Annotated in this window: 21 protein-coding genes; 15 read left to right on the top strand and 6 right to left on the bottom strand. The window is 57.4% G+C overall.

Annotation, left to right across the window (positions count from 1 at the left end; all coding sequences use genetic code 11):
• Positions 1-302: 302 nt before the first annotated feature.
• Positions 303-2,282: a biosynthetic arginine decarboxylase gene (gene speA, locus QMM04_RS12035; RefSeq protein WP_071813582.1), complete on the bottom strand. Its 1,980-nt coding sequence runs from the start codon at positions 2,280-2,282 to the stop codon at positions 303-305.
• Between the two features lie 796 nt (positions 2,283-3,078).
• Between speA and metK the strand changes: the two genes are divergently transcribed.
• The 8 genes from metK to ruvX all read left to right on the top strand — a co-directional run bounded on the left by metK (position 3,079) and on the right by ruvX (position 10,459).
• A complete protein-coding gene (metK, locus tag QMM04_RS12030; RefSeq protein WP_021506636.1) occupies positions 3,079-4,230 on the top strand; it encodes a methionine adenosyltransferase in 1,152 nt (383 codons plus the stop codon).
• Positions 4,231-4,751: 521 nt separating this feature from the next.
• Complete coding sequence (locus QMM04_RS12025) at positions 4,752-6,146, top strand: sugar porter family MFS transporter (protein ID WP_031279461.1); 1,395 nt, start codon at positions 4,752-4,754, stop codon at positions 6,144-6,146.
• 103 nt (positions 6,147-6,249) lie between these two features.
• A complete protein-coding gene (locus QMM04_RS12020; RefSeq protein ID WP_088517903.1) occupies positions 6,250-6,762 on the top strand; it encodes a SprT family zinc-dependent metalloprotease in 513 nt (170 codons plus the stop codon).
• Between the two features lie 78 nt (positions 6,763-6,840).
• Positions 6,841-7,548 carry a deoxyribonuclease I gene (gene endA, locus QMM04_RS12015; RefSeq protein ID WP_104093687.1) on the top strand — a complete coding sequence of 236 codons (708 nt, stop codon included), beginning with the start codon at positions 6,841-6,843 and terminating at the stop codon, positions 7,546-7,548.
• A gap of 73 nt (positions 7,549-7,621) precedes the next feature.
• Positions 7,622-8,353 carry a 16S rRNA (uracil(1498)-N(3))-methyltransferase gene (rsmE, locus tag QMM04_RS12010; protein ID WP_021506632.1) on the top strand — a complete coding sequence of 244 codons (732 nt, stop codon included), beginning with the start codon at positions 7,622-7,624 and terminating at the stop codon, positions 8,351-8,353.
• 96 nt (positions 8,354-8,449) lie between these two features.
• The gene (gene gshB / locus QMM04_RS12005) at positions 8,450-9,394 is read left to right on the top strand and encodes a glutathione synthase (protein WP_021506631.1); all 945 of its coding nucleotides are present in this window, start codon (positions 8,450-8,452) and stop codon (positions 9,392-9,394) included.
• An 85-nt stretch (positions 9,395-9,479) separates the two neighbouring features.
• Positions 9,480-10,043, top strand: coding sequence for a YqgE/AlgH family protein (locus QMM04_RS12000; protein WP_021506630.1), 564 nt, complete (start codon positions 9,480-9,482; stop codon positions 10,041-10,043).
• Positions 10,043-10,459, top strand: coding sequence for a Holliday junction resolvase RuvX (ruvX, locus tag QMM04_RS11995; protein WP_058757113.1), 417 nt, complete (start codon positions 10,043-10,045; stop codon positions 10,457-10,459). The genes QMM04_RS12000 and ruvX overlap by 1 nt, the downstream gene beginning before the upstream one ends.
• 66 nt (positions 10,460-10,525) lie before the next feature.
• Here the strand turns inward: ruvX and QMM04_RS11990 are convergent, their stop codons facing one another.
• Entirely contained in the window at positions 10,526-11,518 is a 993-nt protein-coding gene (locus QMM04_RS11990; RefSeq protein WP_282996248.1) for a type IV pilus twitching motility protein PilT, read from the bottom strand.
• A gap of 16 nt (positions 11,519-11,534) precedes the next feature.
• On the opposite strand from QMM04_RS11990, the gene QMM04_RS11985 reads away from it, so the two are divergent.
• From QMM04_RS11985 to hemW, 4 genes are read left to right on the top strand one after another with little or no spacing between them, the layout of a single operon-like run.
• Entirely contained in the window at positions 11,535-12,242 is a 708-nt protein-coding gene (locus tag QMM04_RS11985) for a YggS family pyridoxal phosphate-dependent enzyme (RefSeq protein WP_282996247.1), read from the top strand.
• 12 nt (positions 12,243-12,254) lie between these two features.
• Complete coding sequence (locus QMM04_RS11980) at positions 12,255-12,809, top strand: YggT family protein (RefSeq protein ID WP_282996246.1); 555 nt, start codon at positions 12,255-12,257, stop codon at positions 12,807-12,809.
• Positions 12,810-12,829: 20 nt separating this feature from the next.
• A complete protein-coding gene (locus QMM04_RS11975; RefSeq protein WP_282996245.1) occupies positions 12,830-13,423 on the top strand; it encodes an XTP/dITP diphosphatase in 594 nt (197 codons plus the stop codon).
• A complete protein-coding gene (gene hemW / locus QMM04_RS11970; protein ID WP_104093690.1) occupies positions 13,416-14,546 on the top strand; it encodes a radical SAM family heme chaperone HemW in 1,131 nt (376 codons plus the stop codon). Before QMM04_RS11975 ends, hemW begins: the two co-directional genes overlap by 8 nt.
• 70 nt (positions 14,547-14,616) lie before the next feature.
• On the opposite strand, the gene QMM04_RS11965 is transcribed toward hemW, so the two are convergent.
• From QMM04_RS11965 to trmB, 4 genes are all read right to left on the bottom strand, one after another.
• Positions 14,617-16,872, bottom strand: coding sequence for an Ig-like domain-containing protein (locus QMM04_RS11965; protein WP_282996244.1), 2,256 nt, complete (start codon positions 16,870-16,872; stop codon positions 14,617-14,619).
• Between the two features lie 210 nt (positions 16,873-17,082).
• The gene (locus QMM04_RS11960; protein ID WP_136546756.1) at positions 17,083-17,799 is read right to left on the bottom strand and encodes a DUF2884 domain-containing protein; all 717 of its coding nucleotides are present in this window, start codon (positions 17,797-17,799) and stop codon (positions 17,083-17,085) included.
• 172 nt (positions 17,800-17,971) lie between these two features.
• Positions 17,972-18,298 (bottom strand): YggL family protein, encoded by a 327-nt coding sequence (locus QMM04_RS11955; RefSeq protein ID WP_021313105.1) that lies wholly within the window; start codon positions 18,296-18,298, stop codon positions 17,972-17,974.
• On the bottom strand, positions 18,298-19,017 hold the full coding sequence (trmB, locus tag QMM04_RS11950) for a tRNA (guanosine(46)-N7)-methyltransferase TrmB (RefSeq protein WP_021506621.1): 720 nt from the start codon (positions 19,015-19,017) through the stop codon (positions 18,298-18,300). Before trmB ends, QMM04_RS11955 begins: the two co-directional genes overlap by 1 nt.
• Positions 19,018-19,171: 154 nt before the next feature.
• Between trmB and mutY the strand changes: the two genes are divergently transcribed.
• From mutY to QMM04_RS11935, 3 genes are all read left to right on the top strand, one after another.
• Positions 19,172-20,257 (top strand): A/G-specific adenine glycosylase, encoded by a 1,086-nt coding sequence (gene mutY / locus QMM04_RS11945; protein WP_159377883.1) that lies wholly within the window; start codon positions 19,172-19,174, stop codon positions 20,255-20,257.
• Complete coding sequence (locus QMM04_RS11940; protein WP_282996243.1) at positions 20,257-20,529, top strand: oxidative damage protection protein; 273 nt, start codon at positions 20,257-20,259, stop codon at positions 20,527-20,529. The genes mutY and QMM04_RS11940 overlap by 1 nt, the downstream gene beginning before the upstream one ends.
• A gap of 54 nt (positions 20,530-20,583) precedes the next feature.
• Positions 20,584-20,849: murein transglycosylase domain-containing protein (locus QMM04_RS11935; RefSeq protein WP_282996242.1), on the top strand; the 266-nt coding region annotated here is incomplete at its 3' end.

Genomic DNA, 20,849 nt, shown 5'->3' with positions numbered 1-20,849 from the left:
CACCTAACGCCTTATGCTTAAATTTTTATTATAGATAGCCAGAAAATCATAAAAGAAAGATTGGTCATTTGCGGGCAGGTGCAACACTAAACCACAGATTTAAAAAACGTTTTTTTCGCTGCCGATGCGCTTTCGCTGCTGAATTAAGCAGATAGCTTTTGTTAATAAACGGTTTGAATTTGCTGTTTCGGCCGGGATAATTTCAGAGTGATAGCGATCACGAATTGAATAAATGGCGGGAAGGATTGTCAGGGAAGGTGATAATAACGGGCTCCAGCCGGAGCCCGTTGCGGAAAATACACTTACTCGTCTTCGAGATAGGTGTAGCCGTAAAGCCCACTCTCAAACTCTTCAAGGAACTGCGCCCGCAGCTCTTCGTCAATATCCTGCTGCTGTTTTACCTGATCGCGGAATAACGTCATCAGATCGTTAGGATTGAGCTGCACGTATTGCAGCATATCCGCCACGGTATCCCCTTCATCAGACAGCTGCACTTCTACGCTGCCATCCGGGAAGGCGAAGACGTCAACCGCTTCGGTATCGCCAAACAGGTTATGCATATTGCCGAGGATTTCCTGATACGCCCCGACCATAAAGAAGCCCAGCATCGGTGGATTATCCACATCGTATTCCGGCATTGGCATGGTGGTGGCAATACCGTCGCCGTCAACGTAGTGATCGATGGTGCCATCGGAATCACAGGTGATATCCAGCAGTACCGCACGACGCTGCGGAGTTTTGTTCAGTCCTTCCAGCGGCAGTACCGGGAACAGCTGATCGATGCCCCACGCATCCGGCATCGACTGGAACAGCGAGAAGTTGACGTAAATCTTATCCGCCATGCGCTCCTGCAGCTCATCAATGATCGGCCGATGGGCGCGGTTGCTCGGGTCAAGGTGCTGCTGAATATAGTGGCAGATGCTGAGATACAGCTGCTCTGCCCAGGCGCGCTGACCGAGATCGTAGGTGCCTGACGAATAGCCGGTATGGATGTCGAACAGGTCCATCTGGCTGTCATGCAGCCATTCGCGCAGCGAACGGCGTACGCTTGGCTCGTGCATCTCCTGCCAGGTATCCCACAGGCTCTGAATCGGGCGCGGTGAGTCAGCATCCGGTGCGACCGGCGTACTGAATTCATTGCGCTCAACGCCGATGATGTTGGAGACCAGCACGGTATGGTGCGCGGTCACCGCACGCCCCGATTCCGTAATCACGGTCGGATGCTCCAGACCGTGCTCTTCACAGGCGTCGCCGATGGCCCAGATCACGTTATTGGCGTATTCGTTCAGGCCGTAGTTGACCGAGCAGTCTGACTGCGAACGCGTGCCTTCGTAGTCAACCCCAAGCCCGCCGCCGACGTCAAAGCACTTGATGTTGACGCCCAGCTTCGCCAGCTCAACATAGAAGCGCGCCGATTCACGCACGCCGGTGGCGATATCGCGAATATTGGACATCTGCGAGCCGAGGTGGAAATGCAGCAGCTGCAGGCTGTCGAGACGACCCGCTTTGCGCATGATATCGACCAGCTGCAGCACCTGCGATGCCGCCAGACCAAATTTGGATTTCTCGCCGCCACTCGACTGCCACTTACCGGAGCCCTGCGATGCCAGACGGGCGCGAATGCCGAGACGCGGCACCACGTTCAGCCGCTCGGCTTCTTCCAGCACCAGGCGCACTTCGGTCATCTTCTCAATCACCAGATAGACTTTATGGCCGAGCTTTTCACCAATCAGCGCCAGACGGATATATTCGCGGTCTTTGTAGCCGTTACACACAATCACCGAGCGGGTTTTCCCGGCGTGCGCCAGCACCGCCATCAGCTCAGCTTTGGAACCCGCCTCCAGCCCCAGCGGCTCGCCGGAGTTGACCAGCGATTCAATCACGCGCTTATGCTGGTTAACCTTGATCGGGTAAACCAGGAAGTAGTCGCCCTTATAGCCGTAGGATTCACGCGCGCGTTTAAAGGCGGCATTAATCGAACGCAGACGGTGCTGCAGAATTTGCGGGAAGCAGAACAGCGCAGGCAGGCGCTGGCCGTCGGCCTCGCGCTCTTTAACCAGCTTCGCCAGGTCAACGCGCACTTCCGGCTGATCCGGATCCGGGCAGACGCTGATGTGGCCGAGTTCGTTGACGTCGTAATAGTTGTTTCCCCACCAGGCAATGTTGTAGGTGCGCAGCATTCTGCTTGCGTCCTGATCGTTCATCGCCACCTCCTGCATCGAGCGGAGTACACCCTGTTCGCCAGCTGACGAACCCTTGATATTCTTCATGTCGTCAGACATCACGAACCTCAATTTTCCGTTGAAATATGAAAAAGTTGCCGGATTTTGCTGCTACTGCGCCGGATGCAAATTTCCTCATTCTGCTTATCTTGCCTCAGCAGGTTACCGTGCGCCTTACTGAGGTTAAGTGTAAAACACCGTGCCGGAAGCGGTGAACAACGGGGCAAAATCGTCCCGCATCACCTCACCACAGGCGAGTGAAACACAGCAGAGAAACTGGGGGAATAGCTTAGCCGGCGCTCGTGTCGGGATAATTACCGCAGCGCAGAAAACTTCGACGAGAGAAAAGAGCAGAACTGGAAATGGAAAGGCGTGCCAGCGCGCCAGAACGGCGCCGTGAACCGAAGAGAGCGAAAATGTGGTTCATTGTTTTTATCACCTCCAGCGCCTGCTAACAGCATGCGGAAACGGAGTGGATGAAAATCAGATCAACAGCCTCTGACAGCGCGACGCACGGGGGCGTCATCCATGGGACAACTGCGGCGTTTTATACAGTCTGACGCGGCAAAATGCAAAATCTTTGTCGGCGCGCTGCGGCGGGTGTCAGGAAAATATTCCAGTTGATCTGTAGCGATAAATGCGGATGGCGAAAAAGCACTGGAAAAACGCGCACTGAGTGACCTAAAATAGCCGTCCAGATGGTTTTCCATCTAAACTGATTAACATCCAGGCGGTGTGAGCCTGGTACGCTGACACTTCCTACTGCTTGCGGCTTTGCCTGAAGGGGCGTCGAGCTGGCATCATCCCGCTTACGCTATGCAGTCGAATTCAAACCATTTGCAAGGTAAAGAACAGAATGGCTAAACACCTTTTTACATCCGAGTCCGTATCAGAAGGACATCCTGATAAAATCGCCGATCAGATTTCCGATGCCGTGCTGGACGCCATCCTTGAACAGGATCCCAAAGCACGCGTCGCCTGCGAAACCTACGTAAAAACCGGGATGGTGCTGGTTGGCGGTGAGATCACCACCAGCGCCTGGGTTGATATCGAAGAGATCACCCGTAATACCGTACGTGAAATCGGCTATGTTCATTCCGATATGGGCTTTGATGCTAACTCTTGTGCGGTGCTGAGCGCGATTGGTAAACAGTCGCCGGACATCAACCAGGGCGTAGACCGTACCGATCCGCTGGAACAGGGCGCGGGCGACCAGGGCCTGATGTTTGGTTACGCCACCAATGAAACCGACGTGCTGATGCCGGCACCGGTGACCTACGCGCACCGTCTGGTGCAGCGTCAGGCTGAAGTGCGTAAAAACGGTACGCTGCCATGGCTGCGCCCGGATGCCAAAAGCCAGATTACCTTCCAGTACGACGGCGGCAAGATTGTCGGTATCGATGCGGTAGTGCTGTCAACTCAGCATTCAGAAGAGATTTCACAGGCCGATCTGCGTGAAGCAGTGATGGAAGAGATCATCAAGCCGGTACTGCCGACCGAGTGGATTAACGCCAGCACCAAATACCACATCAACCCAACCGGTCGTTTCGTGATCGGCGGCCCGATGGGCGACTGCGGCCTGACCGGTCGTAAAATCATCGTCGATACCTATGGCGGCATGGCCCGTCACGGCGGCGGCGCGTTCTCCGGTAAAGATCCGTCGAAAGTTGACCGCTCAGCGGCTTACGCTGCGCGCTACGTGGCGAAAAACATCGTTGCCGCTGGCCTGGCCGATCGCTGCGAAATCCAGGTTTCTTACGCGATTGGTGTGGCAGAACCGACCTCAATCATGGTGGAAACCTTCGGTACCGAGAAAGTTTCAACCGAACAGCTGACGCTGCTGGTGCGTGAATTCTTCGACCTGCGTCCATACGGTCTGATTCAGATGATGGATCTGCTGAAGCCAATCTACAAAGAAACCGCTGCCTACGGTCACTTTGGTCGTGAACACTTCCCGTGGGAACAGACCGACAAAGCCGCCCAGCTGCGCGAGGCCGCAGGCCTGTAATCAACGAGGGTGCGGGCAACGGCTCTCACCCCGATCTTCTCTTAGCGGAGAAGGTAAAATCGAGCCCGCGCAAGTGGGCTTTTTTACTGGCGAAATTTCCACGCTTTCGTCCCTGACCGCTTCCCCTATCCCGCCTCTGCACCATCACACTTTTTGTCTATACCACCGCAGGCGCATTTTTCAGCGCTGTCTACACTGTTAGCACTGCGCTTACAACAAAGTGTTAACGATTACATTTTGAAATCCTTTTAATATCTTCAATTTAGAGATTTTTCAGCGTAGTAACGGTGATGAAAATGCGTTATTTTCAGCGTCGTCTGATAGCCGATATTTATAGTGATGTCAGAAACTTAAAGGGTGCTATACCTTACTGGTTATGTGACTGATTCGGGCAAAAAATGCTGGATTACAGGGTTTCAGCGTGTGTAACCGATTACATCGATGTGATCGCACTCACTTTTTCCCGCAGGCAGCTTACTTAACATTGATAAAAACAAAGATGGATAAACTTCGGAGGCAATATGCCTGGTAATACTCACAAAAGCAGAACCTCAAACAAGGCGATGACCCTGTTTGTCTGCTTTCTGGCCGCTCTGGCGGGCCTGCTGTTCGGTCTGGATATCGGCGTTATCGCCGGTGCCCTGCCCTTCATCGCGAAAGATTTCAACGTTACCGCACATCAGCAGGAGTGGATCGTCAGCTCAATGATGTTCGGTGCTGCGGTCGGTGCCGTGGGCAGCGGCTGGATGTCTTCGCGTCTCGGCCGTAAAAAGAGCCTGATGGCCGGTGCCATCCTGTTCGTTATCGGTTCACTGTGGTCGGCGATGGCGCCAAACCCGGAAATGCTGATTGCCGCACGCGTGGTGCTCGGCCTTGCCGTCGGCGTTGCCTCTTATACCGCCCCGCTGTATCTCTCGGAAATCGCACCGGAGAAGATCCGCGGCAGTATGATTTCCCTGTATCAGCTGATGATCACCATCGGTATTCTCGGCGCTTACCTGTCGGACACCGCGTTCAGTGCCTCGGGCGACTGGCGCTGGATGCTGGGCATCATCACTATTCCGGCGGTGCTGCTGCTGGTTGGCGTGGTGTTCCTGCCAAACAGCCCGCGCTGGCTGGCGGCGAAAGGTGACTTCCGCGATGCACAGCGCGTGCTGGACCGCCTGCGTGACACCAGCGAGCAGGCGAAACGCGAGCTGGATGAGATCCGCGAAAGCCTGAAGATCAAACAGTCCGGCTGGCAGCTGTTCCAGAGCAACAGCAACTTCCGCCGCGCGGTGTTCCTCGGCGTGCTGTTGCAGGTAATGCAGCAGTTCACCGGCATGAACGTCATCATGTACTACGCACCGAAAATCTTCGAAATCGCCGGCTTCGCCAATACCACGCAGCAAATGTGGGGCACCGTGATCGTGGGTCTGGTGAACGTGCTGGCGACCTTTATCGCTATCGGTCTGGTGGATCGCTGGGGCCGTAAACCCACGCTGGTGCTGGGCTTCCTGGTGATGGCGGCCGGCATGGGCATCCTCGGTACCATGCTGCACATTGGCATTAACTCTGCCGGTGAGCAGTACTTTGCTATCGCCATGCTCCTGATGTTCATTGTTGGCTTCGCGATGTCAGCCGGTCCGCTGATTTGGGTACTGTGTTCTGAAATTCAGCCGCTGAAAGGGCGTGATTTTGGTATCACCGTCTCTACCGCGACCAACTGGATTGCCAACATGATCGTTGGTGCCACCTTCCTGACCATGCTGAACTCGCTGGGCAACGCGCCGACTTTCTGGGTCTACGCCGCGCTGAACGTGTTCTTTATTCTGCTGACGGTCGCGCTGATTCCGGAGACCAAAAACGTCTCGCTGGAGCACATCGAGCGCAACCTGATGTCGGGCAAAAAACTGCGCGATATCGGCCAGCAATAAGGCCAGATGCGTTAACCGGGGCTGCCGCAGGGCGGCCCTTTTTTATCTGCCCCCTTTACGCATGCAGTTGCGTACCCCGCTGCAACGCCTTATGCTGCCGCACATGAAAACGCCACGTCTGCCCATCGCCCTGCAACAAGCCGTCATGCGCTCGCTGCGCCATTTTTTACAGCTGGCTCAGCAAAAACTCGAACGTCATTTCGAAGAGCCAACGCTGGTTTATCAGCAGCGCGGCACGGCCGCAGGCACCGCGTGGCTGGAGCAGTGGCAAATTCGCCTCAACCCGGTGCTGCTGCTGGAAAACCAGCAGGCTTTTATTGATGAAGTGGTGCCGCATGAGCTGGCGCATCTGCTGGTGTGGAAAACCTTCGGCCGCGTACCGCCGCACGGCAAAGAGTGGAAGTGGATGATGGAGGACGTGCTGGGCGTGCCCGCCCGCCGCACCCACCAGTTCGCCATCACTTCGGTGCGCAGCAATACCTTCCCCTATCGCTGTCGCTGCCAGCAACATCAGCTGACGGTACGCCGCCATAACCGCGTGGTGCGTGGTGAGAGCGAATATCGCTGCGTGCATTGCGGTACGCTGCTGCAACCCGGTGAATACGCAGCGGATTAGTCCGCGATTCTCATTCCCCGCGCCCGGCCATTCTGTTACCCTGCCGCCCTTTTTCGGTACCAGGTTATTTTTTGGAATATGTCTCGCAAAACGCTGTTATTACTCTCTCTGCTGGTCGCGCCGCTCAGCGCGTACAGCCTCAGTCTCACCCATTACAACCAGAACAATTTTCAGCAGGCGAAAGTGGTCGCGGCAAAGATCAACGCGGATGCGCCGGCGGATTTTTACTGCGGCTGCAAAATCAGCTGGCACGGTAAAAAAGGCGTGCCGGATCTGAGCAGCTGCGGCTATAGCGTGCGCAAGAACGCCAACCGCGCGGAACGCATCGAGTGGGAACACGTCATGCCGGCGTGGGAGTTTGGTCATCAGCGTCAGTGCTGGCAAAATGGCGGACGCAAAAACTGCAGCAAAGACGCAGACTACCGCCGCATCGAAAGCGATCTGCACAACCTGCAGCCAGCAATCGGCGAAGTGAACGGTGACCGCAATAACTTCCAGTACAGCCAGTGGAACGGTGACGAGCAGCAGTACGGTCAGTGCAGCATGAAGATCGATTTTAAGCAGAAGCGCGCCGAGCCTCCCGAGCGCGCGCGCGGCGCCATCGCCCGCACCTACTTCTATATGCGCGACCAGTATCATCTGCGCCTGTCACGCCAGCAAACCCAGCTGTTCACCGCGTGGAACAAGCAGTATCCGGTCACGCCGTGGGAGTGCGAACGTGACCAGCGCATCGCCACGGTGCAGGGAAATCACAATTCCTGGGTACAGCAGGCTTGCCAGCGCTGAAAGCGCTACCCTACACTAGCTTTTTTCGATTGGGCCGCATCGCGCGATGCGGCATAACGCCGGCAGGAACCGCATGCGCATACCCCGCATTTATCACCCCGAAGCTCTAACCGTTAACAGTGAAGTTCTGCTTGATGAGGATGCCGCCAACCACGTCGGCCGCGTGTTGCGCATGAGCGCCGGACAGCAGATCGAGCTGTTTGATGGCAGTAATCTGACTTTTAGCGCCGAAATCACCCAGGCCGACAAAAAGCGTGTAAAAGTAAAGGTCCTTGCCAGCCAGCCTGACGATCGCGAATCCCCGCTGCACTTACACCTCGGTCAGGTGATGTCGCGCGGTGAAAAAATGGAATTCACTATCCAGAAATCGATCGAACTGGGCGTGAATGTGATTACGCCCTTGTTTTCTGAACGCTGTGGCGTAAAGCTGGATGCCGAACGCCTGGCGAAAAAGATTCAGCAGTGGCAGAAAATTGCCATCGCCGCCTGCGAGCAGTGCGGTCGCAATCGCGTGCCGGAAATCCGCGCCGCGATGACGCTCGAAGCCTGGTGTGCCGAAGCGGATGACGGCCTGAAGCTCAACCTGCATCCGCGCGCCAGCCACAGCATCAATACGCTGCCGCAGCCGGTTGAACGCGTACGGCTGCTGATTGGCCCGGAAGGCGGCCTGTCGGCAGAGGAAATTGCCATGACGGCGCAGCACGGCTTTACCGATATCCTGCTCGGTCCGCGCGTTTTGCGCACCGAAACCACGGCGCTTACCGCCATCACGGCACTTCAGGTGAGGTTTGGTGACCTCGGTTAAGGGATACTTTCAGCCCGAAGACACACGCAGATAACTGACCAGCACAACGCTTTCGCACGGAACGGGGTGGCTGAATTCCCCTTTGAGGAGAGAATAATGATTAAGCTTGGCATCGTTATGGACCCGATTTCGTCCATCAACATTAAAAAAGACTCCAGCTTCGCCATGTTGCTGGAAGCACAGCGCCGCGGTTATGAAATTCACTACATGGAGATGGGCGATCTGTCGCTGCGCGGTGGCGTGACTTACGCGCGCACCCGGCTGCTGAGCGTCGAGCAGAACTATGATCAGTGGTACACGTTTGGCAGCGAGCAGACTATCCCGCTGGCCGATCTTAACGTGGTGCTGATGCGTAAAGACCCGCCGTTTGATACCGAGTTCATTTACGCCACTTATCTGCTGGAGCGCGCGGAAGAGCAAGGCACGCTGATCGTTAACAAACCGCAGAGCCTGCGTGACTGCAACGAAAAACTCTACACCGCCTGGTTTGCCGACCTGACGCCAGACACGCTGGTGACGCGCAACAAAGAGCAGCTGCGCGCGTTCTGGCAGGAGCATGGCGATGTGATCTTCAAGCCGCTCGACGGCATGGGCGGCGCGTCGATTTTCCGCATCAAAAAAGATGATGCCAACTTCGGCGTGATCACCGAAACGCTGACCAACCACGGTCAGTTCTTCTGCATGGCGCAAAATTATCTGCCGGCGATCAAAGACGGTGATAAACGCGTGCTGGTGGTCGATGGTGAACCGGTGCCATACTGCCTGGCACGCATTCCGCAGGGCGGCGAAACCCGTGGCAACCTCGCCGCCGGTGGCCGCGGCGAAGCCCGTCCGCTGAGCGACAGCGACTGGGAAATTGCCCGCCGCGTAGGTCCGACATTGAAAGCCAAAGGGCTGATTTTTGTCGGCCTCGATATTATCGGTGATAAACTGACAGAAGTTAACGTCACCAGCCCAACCTGCATCCGCGAAATCGAGGCGGCGTTCCCGGTCTCCATCACCGGCATGCTGATGGACGCGATTGAAAAACGTTTGGGCTGAGGATGCCGCAGGAGTGAGAGCTCCGTGAACCACCCAAAGCCGGTGCAGCCGTTCAGCACCGGCTATTTTTGGTAAACGAGTGAGAATGAATTTACAGCACCATTTCTTGATTGCGATGCCGTCGCTGCAGGACCCTTTCTTCAAACGCTCGGTGGTGTATATCTGCGAGCATAACGAAGAGGGTGCCATGGGTTTGATCGTTAACAAGCCGATGGACAACCTGACGGTCGAAGGCATCCTGAAAAAACTTAAAATCAGCCCATCAGAACGCGATCCTGCCATCAAACTGGACAAACCGGTGTTTGCCGGTGGTCCGCTGGCGGAAGATCGTGGCTTTATTCTGCACTCGGCCCAGCGCGTGTTCTCCTCCAGTATCCGCATTTCTGACAATACGGTGATCACCACTTCGCGCGATGTGCTGGAAGCAATCGGCACGCGTGAACAGCCAGAGAACGTGCTGGTAGCACTGGGTTATTGCGCGTGGGAGAAGGATCAGCTGGAAAATGAGCTGCTGGAGAATGCCTGGCTGACCACGCCGGCCAATACGCAAATCCTGTTCCAGACGCCGATTGCCGAACGCTGGCGTGAAGCCGCGCGCAGCATGGGTGTGGACATCCACAACATGACCAGCGATGCAGGGCACGCCTGATGGCCAGTGAAACGCTGCTCGGCTTTGACTTCGGCACCAAAAGCATCGGCGTTGCCATCGGGCAACAGCTGACCGGCACTGCGCGTCCGCTTACCGCGCTGAAAGCGCAGGACGGCACACCGGACTGGGAGCTGATTGGTAAGCTGCTGAAAGAGTGGCAGCCGGATTACGTGGTGGTTGGCCTGCCACTCAACATGGACGGCAGCGAACAGCCGCTGACTGCGCGCGCACGCAAGTTTGCTAACCGGCTGCACGGCCGCTTCGGCGTGCGTGTGGAGCTGCAGGATGAGCGCCTGAGCACCGTTGAAGCGCGTGCCGATCTGTTCGAACGCGGCGGCTATCGCGCGCTGCAGAAAGGCCATATCGATTCGCAGTCCGCGGTGATTATCCTGCAGGACTGGTTCGAGACGCATTAAATCAGCCCGGACACGGCCGCGCGGTTTCGCGCCGCCGTGTCGGTGGTTCTCAGGGCACGTCGCCGCTCAAATTAATCCCGCCTCACGCCGGGCCTGCTCGCTCTGAGCGAAAGTCTGCATCCCTGCCTGCGCGCCGGTCTGCAACACACCGGGCAGCTGATGCATTTTGCCTTCGCGGATCAGGTTAGCGACCGCCGGCGTCGCCACCAGCACTTCAAAAAGGCCAATGCGGCCACCGGCTTTGGCGGCGACTAAACGCTGCGCCAGCACCGCTTTCAGGCTGCCGGCCAGCTGCGTGCGCACGAGGTTTTTCTCCTCGGCCGGAAACACATCCACCAGCCGGTCCACCGCCTGCGTCGCGCCGCGCGTATGCAGCGTGGCCAGCACCAGATGGCCGGTCTCAGCAGCGGTCAGCGCCAGCCGAATGGTTTCGCTGTCGCGCAGCTCACCCAGCAGGATCACATCCGGATCTTCACGCAGCGCCGCTTTTAATCCGAGCTGAAACGAAGCGCAGTGCGCGCCGATTTCGCGCTGCTGAATCAGCGAACGCTGGCTGTGGTGGACGAACTCGATCGGATCTTCCAGCGTGATAATGTGGCGCGCCTGCTGACGATTGAGGCTATCCACCAGCGCCGCCAGCGTGGTGGATTTGCCGCTGCCGGTCGCGCCGGTGATGAGGATAAGCCCCTCCTCCAGCTGCAGCAGCGAGCGCACCACGTCCGGCAGCTGCAGGCGCGCCATATCCGGTGGCTGACTGGCAATCAGCCGCAGCGCCAGCGCCAGTCCGTGACGCTGGAGGAACAGATTGGCGCGCAGCCGGTTGCCGTTGCCGAGCGTGATGGCGAAATCGACGTGACCGCTGCTGGCTAACTCGCTGCGCTGCGCGGCGCTAAGCCACTGCTCGCTAAAGGCCTGCAGCCAGCGCTCAGGCAAGCTGTGCTGTTGCGGTATTGGCTCCAGCACGCCCTGCCGGCGCCAGTGCGGTAAATGTCCGCTGCAAAGGTGCAGATCGGCCGCATTATGCTTTACACTAAGCGCCACAACGTCATCCAAATCCATTTAACTTCTCCTGACTATGACTTCCATTGAGCACAACTTACAGCAAGTGCGTGAGCGCATCGCCGCTGCTGCCGCACGTTGCGGTCGCGCGCCAGAAGAAATTACCCTGCTTGCAGTGAGCAAAACCAAACCTGCGAGCGCCGTCGCAGATGCTATCGCTGCCGGGCAGTTCGCCTTCGGTGAAAATTACGTGCAGGAAGGGGTTGAAAAAGTGGCTGAGCTGGCCGCACATCCTGATCTGCAATGGCACTTTATCGGGCCGCTACAATCCAATAAGAGTCGCCTGGTGGCGGAAAACTTTGCCTGGTGCCACACCGTTGACCGCCTGCGTATTGCACAGCGTCTTAACGACCAGCGTCCGGCTGCGCTGCCACCGCTTAACGTGTTAATTCAGGTAAATATCAGTGACGAGAACAGCAAATCTGGCATCATGCTGGAGGCCGTTTCAGAGCTGGCTCAGCAGATCGCGGCACTGCCGCATTTGCGCTTGCGGGGATTGATGGCAATTCCGGCACCAGAATCAGACTATGATCGTCAGTTGGCCGTCTGCCAGCAGATGGCGAGCGCGTTTCACGCCCTCAAACAGGATTACCCTGACGTCGATACGCTTTCTCTGGGAATGAGCGACGACATGGATGCGGCAATCGCCGCTGGCAGCACCATGGTGCGCATTGGCACCGCCGTTTTTGGCGCGCGGGATTATGCGCGACCTTCACAACAATAATTGAGGAACCTCATGTTAACAATGACGTTTTTAGTCAAAACGCTGATCGACCTGTACGTGATGGTATTGCTGCTGCGCATCTGGATGCAGTGGTCACGCTGTGATTTCTACAACCCGCTGTCACAGTTTGTGGTGAAGATTACACAGCCGATTATCAAGCCGCTGCGCCGCGTACTGCCAGCAATAGGCCCGATTGACACGGCCTCGCTGGTGCTGGCCTTTGTGCTGACCACTTTGAAATATCCGGTGCTACTGTTAATTCAGGTTGGCGTGTTCTCCGTGGATCCCACCAATCTGTTAGTTGGCCTGTTATCGCTGGTGAAATCCGCCGGTTATCTGGTGTTCTGGGTGATCATCATTCGCTCGCTGATGAGCTGGATCAGCCAGGGACGCGGCGCGATGGACTATGTGCTGATCCAGCTGACCGAACCGCTGATGGCACCGATTCGCCGTATCCTGCCGGCGATGGGCGGCATCGATTTCTCGGCGATGATCGTGATTCTGGTGCTGTATGCGCTGAACTTCCTCGGTATGGACCTGTTCCCGGGTCTCTGGTACCTGCTGTAATTCGTTAATCTGGAACTGTTATGCAAAAAGTTGTGCTCGCCACCGGTAATCCGGGCAAAGTACGTGAACTGGCCGATCTGTTAGCGGCCTTCGGCCTGGATATCGTGGCGCAAACCGAGCTGGGCGTAGAGTTTGCCGAAGAGACCGGGCTGACCTTTATCGAAAACGCCATCCTGAAAGCGCGTCACGCGGCGCAGATCACCGGCCTGCCGGCGATTGCCGATGACTCCGGGCTGGCGGTCGATGCGCTGGGCGGCGCGCCGGGCATTTACTCGGCGCGCTATGCCGGCGTTGATGCCAGCGACCAGCAGAATCTCGACAAACTGCTGCAGGCACTGGAGCTGGTGCCGAACGGCGAGCGCCAGGCTCAGTTCCACTGCGTACTGGTGTACGTGCGTCACGCCGCTGACCCGACGCCACTGGTGTTCCACGGCAGCTGGGCCGGGGAGATTACCCGCGCGGCCGCCGGTGAAGGCGGTTTCGGTTATGATCCGATCTTCTACGTGCCGGCGCTGGGTAAAACCGCCGCCGAGCTAAGCAAGGATGAAAAGCGTGCCGTGTCGCACCGGGGTAAAGCATTGACGCTGCTGCTGGAAGCGATGCGCAATGCCTGAGTTACCACCGTTAAGCCTTTATATCCACATCCCGTGGTGCGTGCAGAAATGTCCGTACTGCGACTTCAACTCGCACGCGCTCAAAGGCGAAGTGCCGCATAGCGAGTATGTACAGCATCTGCTCAAGGATCTTGACCAGGATCTGCCGCTGACCGCCGGGCGCGAAGTGCGCACCATCTTTATCGGCGGCGGCACGCCCAGCCTGCTGAGCAGCGAGGCGATGCAGCAGCTGATGGACGGCGTGCGTGCGCGCCTGCCGCTGGCGGCGGACGCCGAAATCACCATGGAAGCCAATCCGGGCACGGTGGAAGCCGATCGCTTCAGCGGCTATCAGCGGGCGGGCATTAACCGGATTTCGATTGGCGTGCAGAGTTTCAGTCCGCAAAAGCTGACGCGCCTGGGCCGCATCCACGGTCCGGACGAGGCGGTCCGCGCGGCACAGCTGGCGGCCGGTCTCGGCCTGCGCAGCTTTAACCTCGACCTGATGCACGGCCTGCCGGATCAGTCGCTGGAAGAGGCGCTGGACGATTTGCGCCAGGCGATTGCCCTCAACCCGCCGCATCTGTCGTGGTATCAGCTGACCATTGAGCCCAACACGCTGTTTGGTTCACGCCCGCCGGTTTTGCCGGATGACGATGCGCTGTGGGATATCTTTGAGCAGGGTCATCAGCTGCTGAGCGCCGCAGGCTATCAGCAGTATGAAACCTCGGCCTACGCCAAACCGGGCTATCGCTGCGAGCATAACCTGAACTACTGGCGCTTCGGTGATTACCTCGGCATCGGCTGTGGCGCGCACGGCAAGCTGACGCAGCCGGACGGGCGCATCGTGCGCACGGTGAAAACCCGTCACCCGCGCGGTTTTATGAAGGGCAACTATCTGGATAAGCAGCATGACGTGCCGGACGAGGACAAGCCGTTCGAGTTCTTTATGAACCGTTTCCGCCTGCTGGAAGCCGCGCCGCGCGCCGACTTTCAGCGCTACACCGGGCTGGAAGAGGCAGTGATTCGCCCGCAGATCGACGCAGCCATCGCCGCCGGTTATGTGCAGGAGCAGCCAGAGCACTGGCAGATCACCGAAAAAGGCAAACTGTTCCTCAATTCGCTGCTGGAGCTGTTCATGTAAATTCAGCGGAGAAGGCGCGCACCTTTTCCGCTGGCAGCCGTGCTGTGCGGCACGGCTGCATCTGTTACGCTCAGGCGACCATCACCTCATTATTGATTAACAGCGTTGCGCTGTGGTCGAGACTCTCAAACACCTGCCACACTTTGCCACCGCTCTGCTGCGCCCCCTGCTGCTGCCACTGCTGATAAAATTGCGTGCTATCGCTGAGCTGCACCACGTCACCGGCATCACCATCAATCAGCCAGCTGCGCGTGCGCTCTGGCAGCAACACATCCTGATGCGCCTGCTGCAACAGCTGCTGCGCATCCAGCTGCAGCAGATTGTCTCCGGAGCCGGTGAGATCGATATGCTGCAGGCCGCTGATATGCTGCGTCAGCTGCTGATAATCAAGTTGCTGATGTTCTCCTTCCAGCACCAGCGCAGAGAAGCCCTGCAGCGGTTGTCCACTGTGCGCCGCCAGCCACTGCTGCACATCATTCAGATGCAGCTGCGCGCCCTCCTGTTCCTGCGTTTCCGGCAGCGTATGGTGCTGTACCAGGCTCTCGTCTTTGCCCCAGCGCACAGTATCAATAATCCAGCCGACATCGCGCTTCACCAGCACGTTCCAGCACAGCACTTTTTTATAGGTATCCGGATCTTCGCCCGAATGGACGTCAATATAGCCAATCTGCTGGCCCGCCGGAGCCTGCCAGCTAAAGGAGTTCAGGCCCTGCTCAGACCGGCTGGCGCCGCCGGGCTGCAGGTATTCGCGCCCCAGCAGCTCACCGCTGGGTGAAAAGATATCCACGTAGGTATCGCAATTGTGGAGATAGCCATAATTGGACTCCACGTAATTGGTGGCGCCAAAATCAAACTGCACGACCGAATGATCCAGCATCTCAATCGCTTTGCTTTCATAGCCATCCGGCCGGTTCATGATGCCGGTATAGAAACAGTTGTTGGTGGTGCCATGTTTCAGTTCGGTGACTTTCAACCCGCCGTACTGATACACACGGCCGGTTTGCCAGCTGGTATTGGCGCGACAGTTCCAGTTCTCTTCGCCAGAACTGTGCTTTACGCCAGAGTCATAGTTAATCGCCCAGTTGGGCGCATAGTCACTGACGTTACCCGCCACATCGACCGCTTTTACCGTAAAGTTGTTGCTGCCCGGCTGCATGTCGCGGTCCGGGGTAATCTGCCAGCGCCCATCGGCCCCCACCGTCGCGCTGCCGGCTGCCACGCCGTTCTGGTACAGCGTCACCTGACTGTAAGGCTCGGCCTGTCCGGAAAAATCGAGCCGCTTATCGTCGGTGGTCTGGCCCGGCAGCACCGGCTGGATGGTGCCGACGTCATCGATAGCCTGCAGGATGGTGGGCGTGTTGATACGGGTGTCGATGGTCAGCGTCCAGCTGTCGCTCCATTGACTGACGTTGCCGGCTTTATCGCTGCTGCGGCTGCGAAAACGCCAGTCGCCGTCCGGCAGCAGATCCTGCGGCGGTGTCCAGTGCCAGTGGCCGCTGCTGTCGACGGTGGCCGTACCGCCGACAATCCACTTTCCGCCCGGTGCGGCATACTGAATGCGCACCACGCTGCCGGGCTCGGCTTCGCCGTGCAGTTCCGGCCGGACATCATCGGTGGGTTTGCCGCGGCCAAACTGGCCCTGATACAGCCCGCGATTGTCGTCGTAATAGCTGAACGTCGGCGTTTCCGGGGTAAGCGTATCGAGATGAAAGGTCCACTTCGGCGACGGCTGACTGCGGTTGTCGGCGCGGTCCTCGGCCTGCGCCGTCAGGTTATAGGTTCCGTCCTGCGGCAGATCGAGTTGTGCCTGCCAGTTGCCCTGCGCATCGGCACGGACAGAGGCGAGAAGTTGGTTGCCATTATAGAGATAAACCAGCGCGTTGGCTTCGGCCTGCCCGCGTACCACCGGCTGATCATCGTTGGTATAGCCGTTACGGCGGATGCTGTTACCGTCCTCCACGCCGCCGGCAACGTGGTCTTCAATCGCTTCGATGATCGGTCTGGCGGGCGGATGGGTATCGATATTGTAATCCACGCGCGTGGGTGCGCTGTGATTGCCGGCGGCATCCACGGCGGTGAAGGTGAGCTGGTATTCACCATCGGCCATCGGCTGCGGCGGCATCCACTCGAAGTGGCCATTAATCACCGGCACGCGTAGCGGATTGCCACCGTTAACCGTCACGATGACTTCAACGGCATCCGGCGTTTGTACCGTTCCCTGCCAGCGTTTTTGCGGGTCGTTGTACCAGCCGCGTTCGGCAACGATAACCACAGGGGGTGATAAAACCGGGTGTGAACTGGAAGCAGAGGTGTCAGAAAATAACATAAAATTTCCTTAAAAATTAATAAGTTCAACAGGCTGAATGCCCGTTGATATAGTTATTAATGCGGAAATTTTGCCGTTATCAGATTCGTCCCGAATCTAAGACAACCCGTTAAATCATGGCTTAAAAGTTGCGGGGATAAAAAAGGCGCCACTGTTCAGAAGAACAATGACGCCGTGATGTTCCGTGCATTCAGCGGCAACGCGGCTGGCTTAGCCCTTTACGTTCTGCATCAGCGTCTTGCGCTGGCTTTCCAGTGCGGTCACCCGGTTACACACTTCATGACCGAAGTTCTGGAAATCCTGCTCCTGATTGTTCCATTCAGTCTGAATCGACTGCTGTAGCCCGCCGAGGTTGCCCATCAGCGCCTGCAGCGGATTGCTGCCGCTGGCGGCCTGTTTGGTACCCATCTCGTTCAGGCTATCCTGCAACACCCCGCCCAGCGTGCTCTGCACCAGCTTCTCGCCGTCGGCGCGCACCTGCTCAATGGCCTGATGGTGGAAAGTCAGGCCATCCGGGCGGTGCTCGATGATGCGGTTCATCTGCTGCTTGAGCTGGCCGTTCAGCGTGGTCAGGCGATTGCGCACATTGCTGTCCGCGCCGAGTTTTTCGACGATCACTTTATCCAGCGCCACGCGGCCCCGCTCCAGACGGGTGGTTGCGCCGCTGTCGACCCACGGCAGATCGCGACGCAGCGCGTTCTGGTAGTCAATCGCCTGCTGGCGCGTGGCGTTATCGACGCTCACCGACTTGCCGTTGAACTGCACATCGCCCTGCGGCGTGATTTCAAGGTTGCCGTTGCTGCCCACCACCTGCACGCTCTGGGGTTTGATGATCACATCATCCTTTGGATTGACGCTGCACTGATAGTCAGCATGCGCCTGAGCTGCCGCCAGCAGCAGCGCGGCGAGAAGAGCCTTACGAACCATGAAATCTCCTGCAGATGTGAATAGTCTGATAAGCGGTGGCATTGTGCTGCGTCTGGCGATGCGCAATAAATTGCGCCGCTACGAAAGGTGCATTGGACAAGCGAATCAACCAACACGCACTGAATGTGTAGCGGCGCGATTCATCGCGCGAAGTTATCGCCAGTGGTGATACTTAGTCCCACCAAACGTCGAAGAGTTCAGTGACCTGAATATCGGCGAGATTTTTCTTTTCCAGCCAGTTACGCACCAGCTCGCGGTGCGCGTCGGTGCATTTGCCGGTCTGCTGCAGACACACCAGCCCTTCCCACACCAGATAGCCGCTGCCGTCATAGGCCAGACCATTCGGATCGATCACCTCATTGATGAACTGATCGAGCGTGGCATCCACCTCTTCCTCACTGGTGCCTTCGGCAAAACGCCAGGCAACAGAGAAGCCCAGCTCCTGAAACTCATCAACATGCAACTTTTTACGTAAACGGCGGCTACGTTTTACAGCCATTATTTCACCCTCTCAAACATCAGATCCCATACGCCATGGCCCAGTCGCTGCCCGCGCTGCTCAAATTTGGTTAACGGACGCGTTTCCGGACGTGGCACGTAATTCTGGCTCTCCGACTGATTGCTATAGCCATCGATGCTGCTCATCACTTCCAGCATGTGCGTGGCGTACTCTTCCCAGTCGGTCGCCATGTGGAACACGCCGCCCAGCTTCAGCTTGCGCAGCACCAGCTCGGCAAACGGTACCTGGACGATGCGGCGCTTGTTGTGGCGCGCCTTATGCCATGGATCCGGGAAAAACAGCTGCACCATGCGCAGCGAATTGTCCGGCACCATGTTTTCCAGCACTTCCACCGCGTCGTGACACATCACGCGCAGATTCTGCACGCCAGCCTCTTTGGCCGAGGCCAGACAGGCACCGACGCCCGGCGCATGCACTTCAATGCCGAGGAAGTTCTGATGCGGATTGTTCTGCGCCATGGTCACCAGCGAGGCGCCCATGCCAAAACCAATCTCCAGCACCAGCGGCGCTTCGCGGCCAAACAGCGCAACCATGTCCAGCGGCTGCGGCTGATACTCGACGCCCATCTCCGGCCAGTAATTGTCGAGCGCGAGCTGCTGTCCTTTCGTTAAGCGCCCCTGGCGGCGCACAAAACTGCGGATACGGCGTAAAGGCCGCCCGTTCTCATCAAACTCCGGGGTGATGACGTCATTAATCATGTTGAAACCTGCTGGTTAGCCTGTTCAGGGAAACGGGCATTATGCAAAGTTAAGTAACAGAAGCAAGCCTTTGCAATCTTCCGGTTTACACCCTGATGTCTCTGTGCTGGAATTCCTGCCTGATTGTAGAGTAAACATGGAAAATTTCCTTCTTATGATGCAGGCGCCGCAGTTCGCGCAACAGGTGCTGGAGTGGTACCAACGCTTTGGCCGTAAAACTCTGCCGTGGCAGCTGGAGAAAACGCCCTATAAGGTGTGGCTCTCCGAAGTGATGCTGCAGCAGACGCAGGTTGCCACCGTTATTCCCTATTTCGAACGCTTTATGGCGCGCTTCCCCACGGTTGCTGACCTGGCCGCCGCGCCGCTTGATGAAGTGCTGCATCTGTGGACCGGCCTCGGCTATTACGCACGGGCGCGTAACCTGCACAAGGCGGCTAAACAGGTGGTTGAGCTGCACGGCGGCGTATTCCCGCCTCATTTCGATGACGTCGCGGCGCTGCCGGGCGTCGGCCGCTCCACGGCGGGCGCGATCCTGTCGCTGTCGCTTGGCCTGCATTTCCCGATCCTCGACGGCAACGTAAAACGCGTGCTGGCGCGCTGCTATGCAGTGAGCGGCTGGCCGGGCAAAAAAGAGGTGGAGAAGCGGCTGTGGCAGATCAGTGAAGACGTCACGCCAGCGGAAGGCGTCAGCCAGTTCAATCAGGCGATGATGGATCTCGGCGCGTTAGTGTGTACTCGCTCCCGCCCGAAATGCGACATCTGCCCGCTGAATAGCGGCTGCGCGGCCTATGCACAGGGCAACTGGGCTGATTATCCCGGTAAGAAACCGAAAGTCACGCTACCAGAGCGCAGCGGCTGGTTCCTGATGCTGCAGCACGGCGACGAGGTGTTTCTGGAACAGCGTCCGCCGGTGGGTTTGTGGGGCGGCCTGTTCTGCTTCCCGCAGTTCACCAGTGAGCAAGCGCTGACTGACTGGCTGGCGGCGCGCGGCATCCACGCGAAGCCGCAGCAGCTTACCGCGTTTCGCCACACCTTCAGCCATTTCCACTTAGATATTGTGCCTATGTGGCTGGCGTGGCCTTCCTCCGGGTCGCTGATGGATGAAGCCGGCGGTCTCTGGTATAACTTAGCGCAACCACCGTCAGTGGGGCTGGCCGCGCCGGTAGAGCGCCTGCTGCATGAGCTGCGCCATCCCCGGCAGCTTCAACTGCGAACCAGTTTGACCGAAGAGGAAGAGTAATGAGCCGCACTATTTTTTGTACTTATCTGCAACGCGACGCTGAAGGCCAGGACTTTCAGCTCTATCCTGGCGAACTGGGTAAGCGCATCTACAATGAGATTTCCAAAGAAGCCTGGCAGCAGTGGATGTCCAAGCAGACCATGTTGATCAACGAGAAAAAGCTCAACATGATGAACCCGGAAGATCGCAAAGTGCTGGAGAAGGAGATGATCAATTTCCTGTTCGAAGGCAAAGATGTGCACATCGAAGGTTTCACCCCGCCAGAAAAATAATCGTTCAGGGCCTCCCTTTGAGGCCCTCTTTTTCGAGTCAGGCACGCATTCACAATGAATAAAAAACTGATAGCACTGCTGGTCATCGCACCCCTGTTAGTCTCCTGCTCCGGACAAAAAAAATCGCAGTACCATGAAGAGTGGGTTAAGGACACCAACGGTTTTGACATTCTGATGGGGCAATTTGCCGCCAACATCGAGAATATCTGGGGAATCAATGAGGTTCTGATCGCCGGACCCAAGGACTACGTCAAATACAGCGATAACTATTACACCCGCAGTCACATCAACTTCGACAGCGGTAGCATCACCATTGAGAC

It is taken from the genome of Pantoea sp. Pa-EAmG (assembly GCF_030024295.1).
Lineage (GTDB): Bacteria > Pseudomonadota > Gammaproteobacteria > Enterobacterales > Enterobacteriaceae > Pantoea > Pantoea dispersa.
This window is presented reverse-complemented; position numbering and strand designations above follow the sequence as displayed.

Coding starts and splice junctions, on each gene's coding strand:
- speA (WP_071813582.1), bottom strand. CDS start 2,282: ATGTCTGACGACATGAAGAATATCAAGGGTTCGTCAGCTGGCGAACAG.
- metK (WP_021506636.1), top strand. CDS start 3,079: ATGGCTAAACACCTTTTTACATCCGAGTCCGTATCAGAAGGACATCCT.
- QMM04_RS12025 (WP_031279461.1), top strand. CDS start 4,752: ATGCCTGGTAATACTCACAAAAGCAGAACCTCAAACAAGGCGATGACC.
- QMM04_RS12020 (WP_088517903.1), top strand. CDS start 6,250: ATGAAAACGCCACGTCTGCCCATCGCCCTGCAACAAGCCGTCATGCGC.
- endA (WP_104093687.1), top strand. CDS start 6,841: ATGTCTCGCAAAACGCTGTTATTACTCTCTCTGCTGGTCGCGCCGCTC.
- rsmE (WP_021506632.1), top strand. CDS start 7,622: ATGCGCATACCCCGCATTTATCACCCCGAAGCTCTAACCGTTAACAGT.
- gshB (WP_021506631.1), top strand. CDS start 8,450: ATGATTAAGCTTGGCATCGTTATGGACCCGATTTCGTCCATCAACATT.
- QMM04_RS12000 (WP_021506630.1), top strand. CDS start 9,480: ATGAATTTACAGCACCATTTCTTGATTGCGATGCCGTCGCTGCAGGAC.
- ruvX (WP_058757113.1), top strand. CDS start 10,043: ATGGCCAGTGAAACGCTGCTCGGCTTTGACTTCGGCACCAAAAGCATC.
- QMM04_RS11990 (WP_282996248.1), bottom strand. CDS start 11,518: ATGGATTTGGATGACGTTGTGGCGCTTAGTGTAAAGCATAATGCGGCC.
- QMM04_RS11985 (WP_282996247.1), top strand. CDS start 11,535: ATGACTTCCATTGAGCACAACTTACAGCAAGTGCGTGAGCGCATCGCC.
- QMM04_RS11980 (WP_282996246.1), top strand. CDS start 12,255: ATGTTAACAATGACGTTTTTAGTCAAAACGCTGATCGACCTGTACGTG.
- QMM04_RS11975 (WP_282996245.1), top strand. CDS start 12,830: ATGCAAAAAGTTGTGCTCGCCACCGGTAATCCGGGCAAAGTACGTGAA.
- hemW (WP_104093690.1), top strand. CDS start 13,416: ATGCCTGAGTTACCACCGTTAAGCCTTTATATCCACATCCCGTGGTGC.
- QMM04_RS11965 (WP_282996244.1), bottom strand. CDS start 16,872: ATGTTATTTTCTGACACCTCTGCTTCCAGTTCACACCCGGTTTTATCA.
- QMM04_RS11960 (WP_136546756.1), bottom strand. CDS start 17,799: ATGGTTCGTAAGGCTCTTCTCGCCGCGCTGCTGCTGGCGGCAGCTCAG.
- QMM04_RS11955 (WP_021313105.1), bottom strand. CDS start 18,298: ATGGCTGTAAAACGTAGCCGCCGTTTACGTAAAAAGTTGCATGTTGAT.
- trmB (WP_021506621.1), bottom strand. CDS start 19,017: ATGATTAATGACGTCATCACCCCGGAGTTTGATGAGAACGGGCGGCCT.
- mutY (WP_159377883.1), top strand. CDS start 19,172: ATGATGCAGGCGCCGCAGTTCGCGCAACAGGTGCTGGAGTGGTACCAA.
- QMM04_RS11940 (WP_282996243.1), top strand. CDS start 20,257: ATGAGCCGCACTATTTTTTGTACTTATCTGCAACGCGACGCTGAAGGC.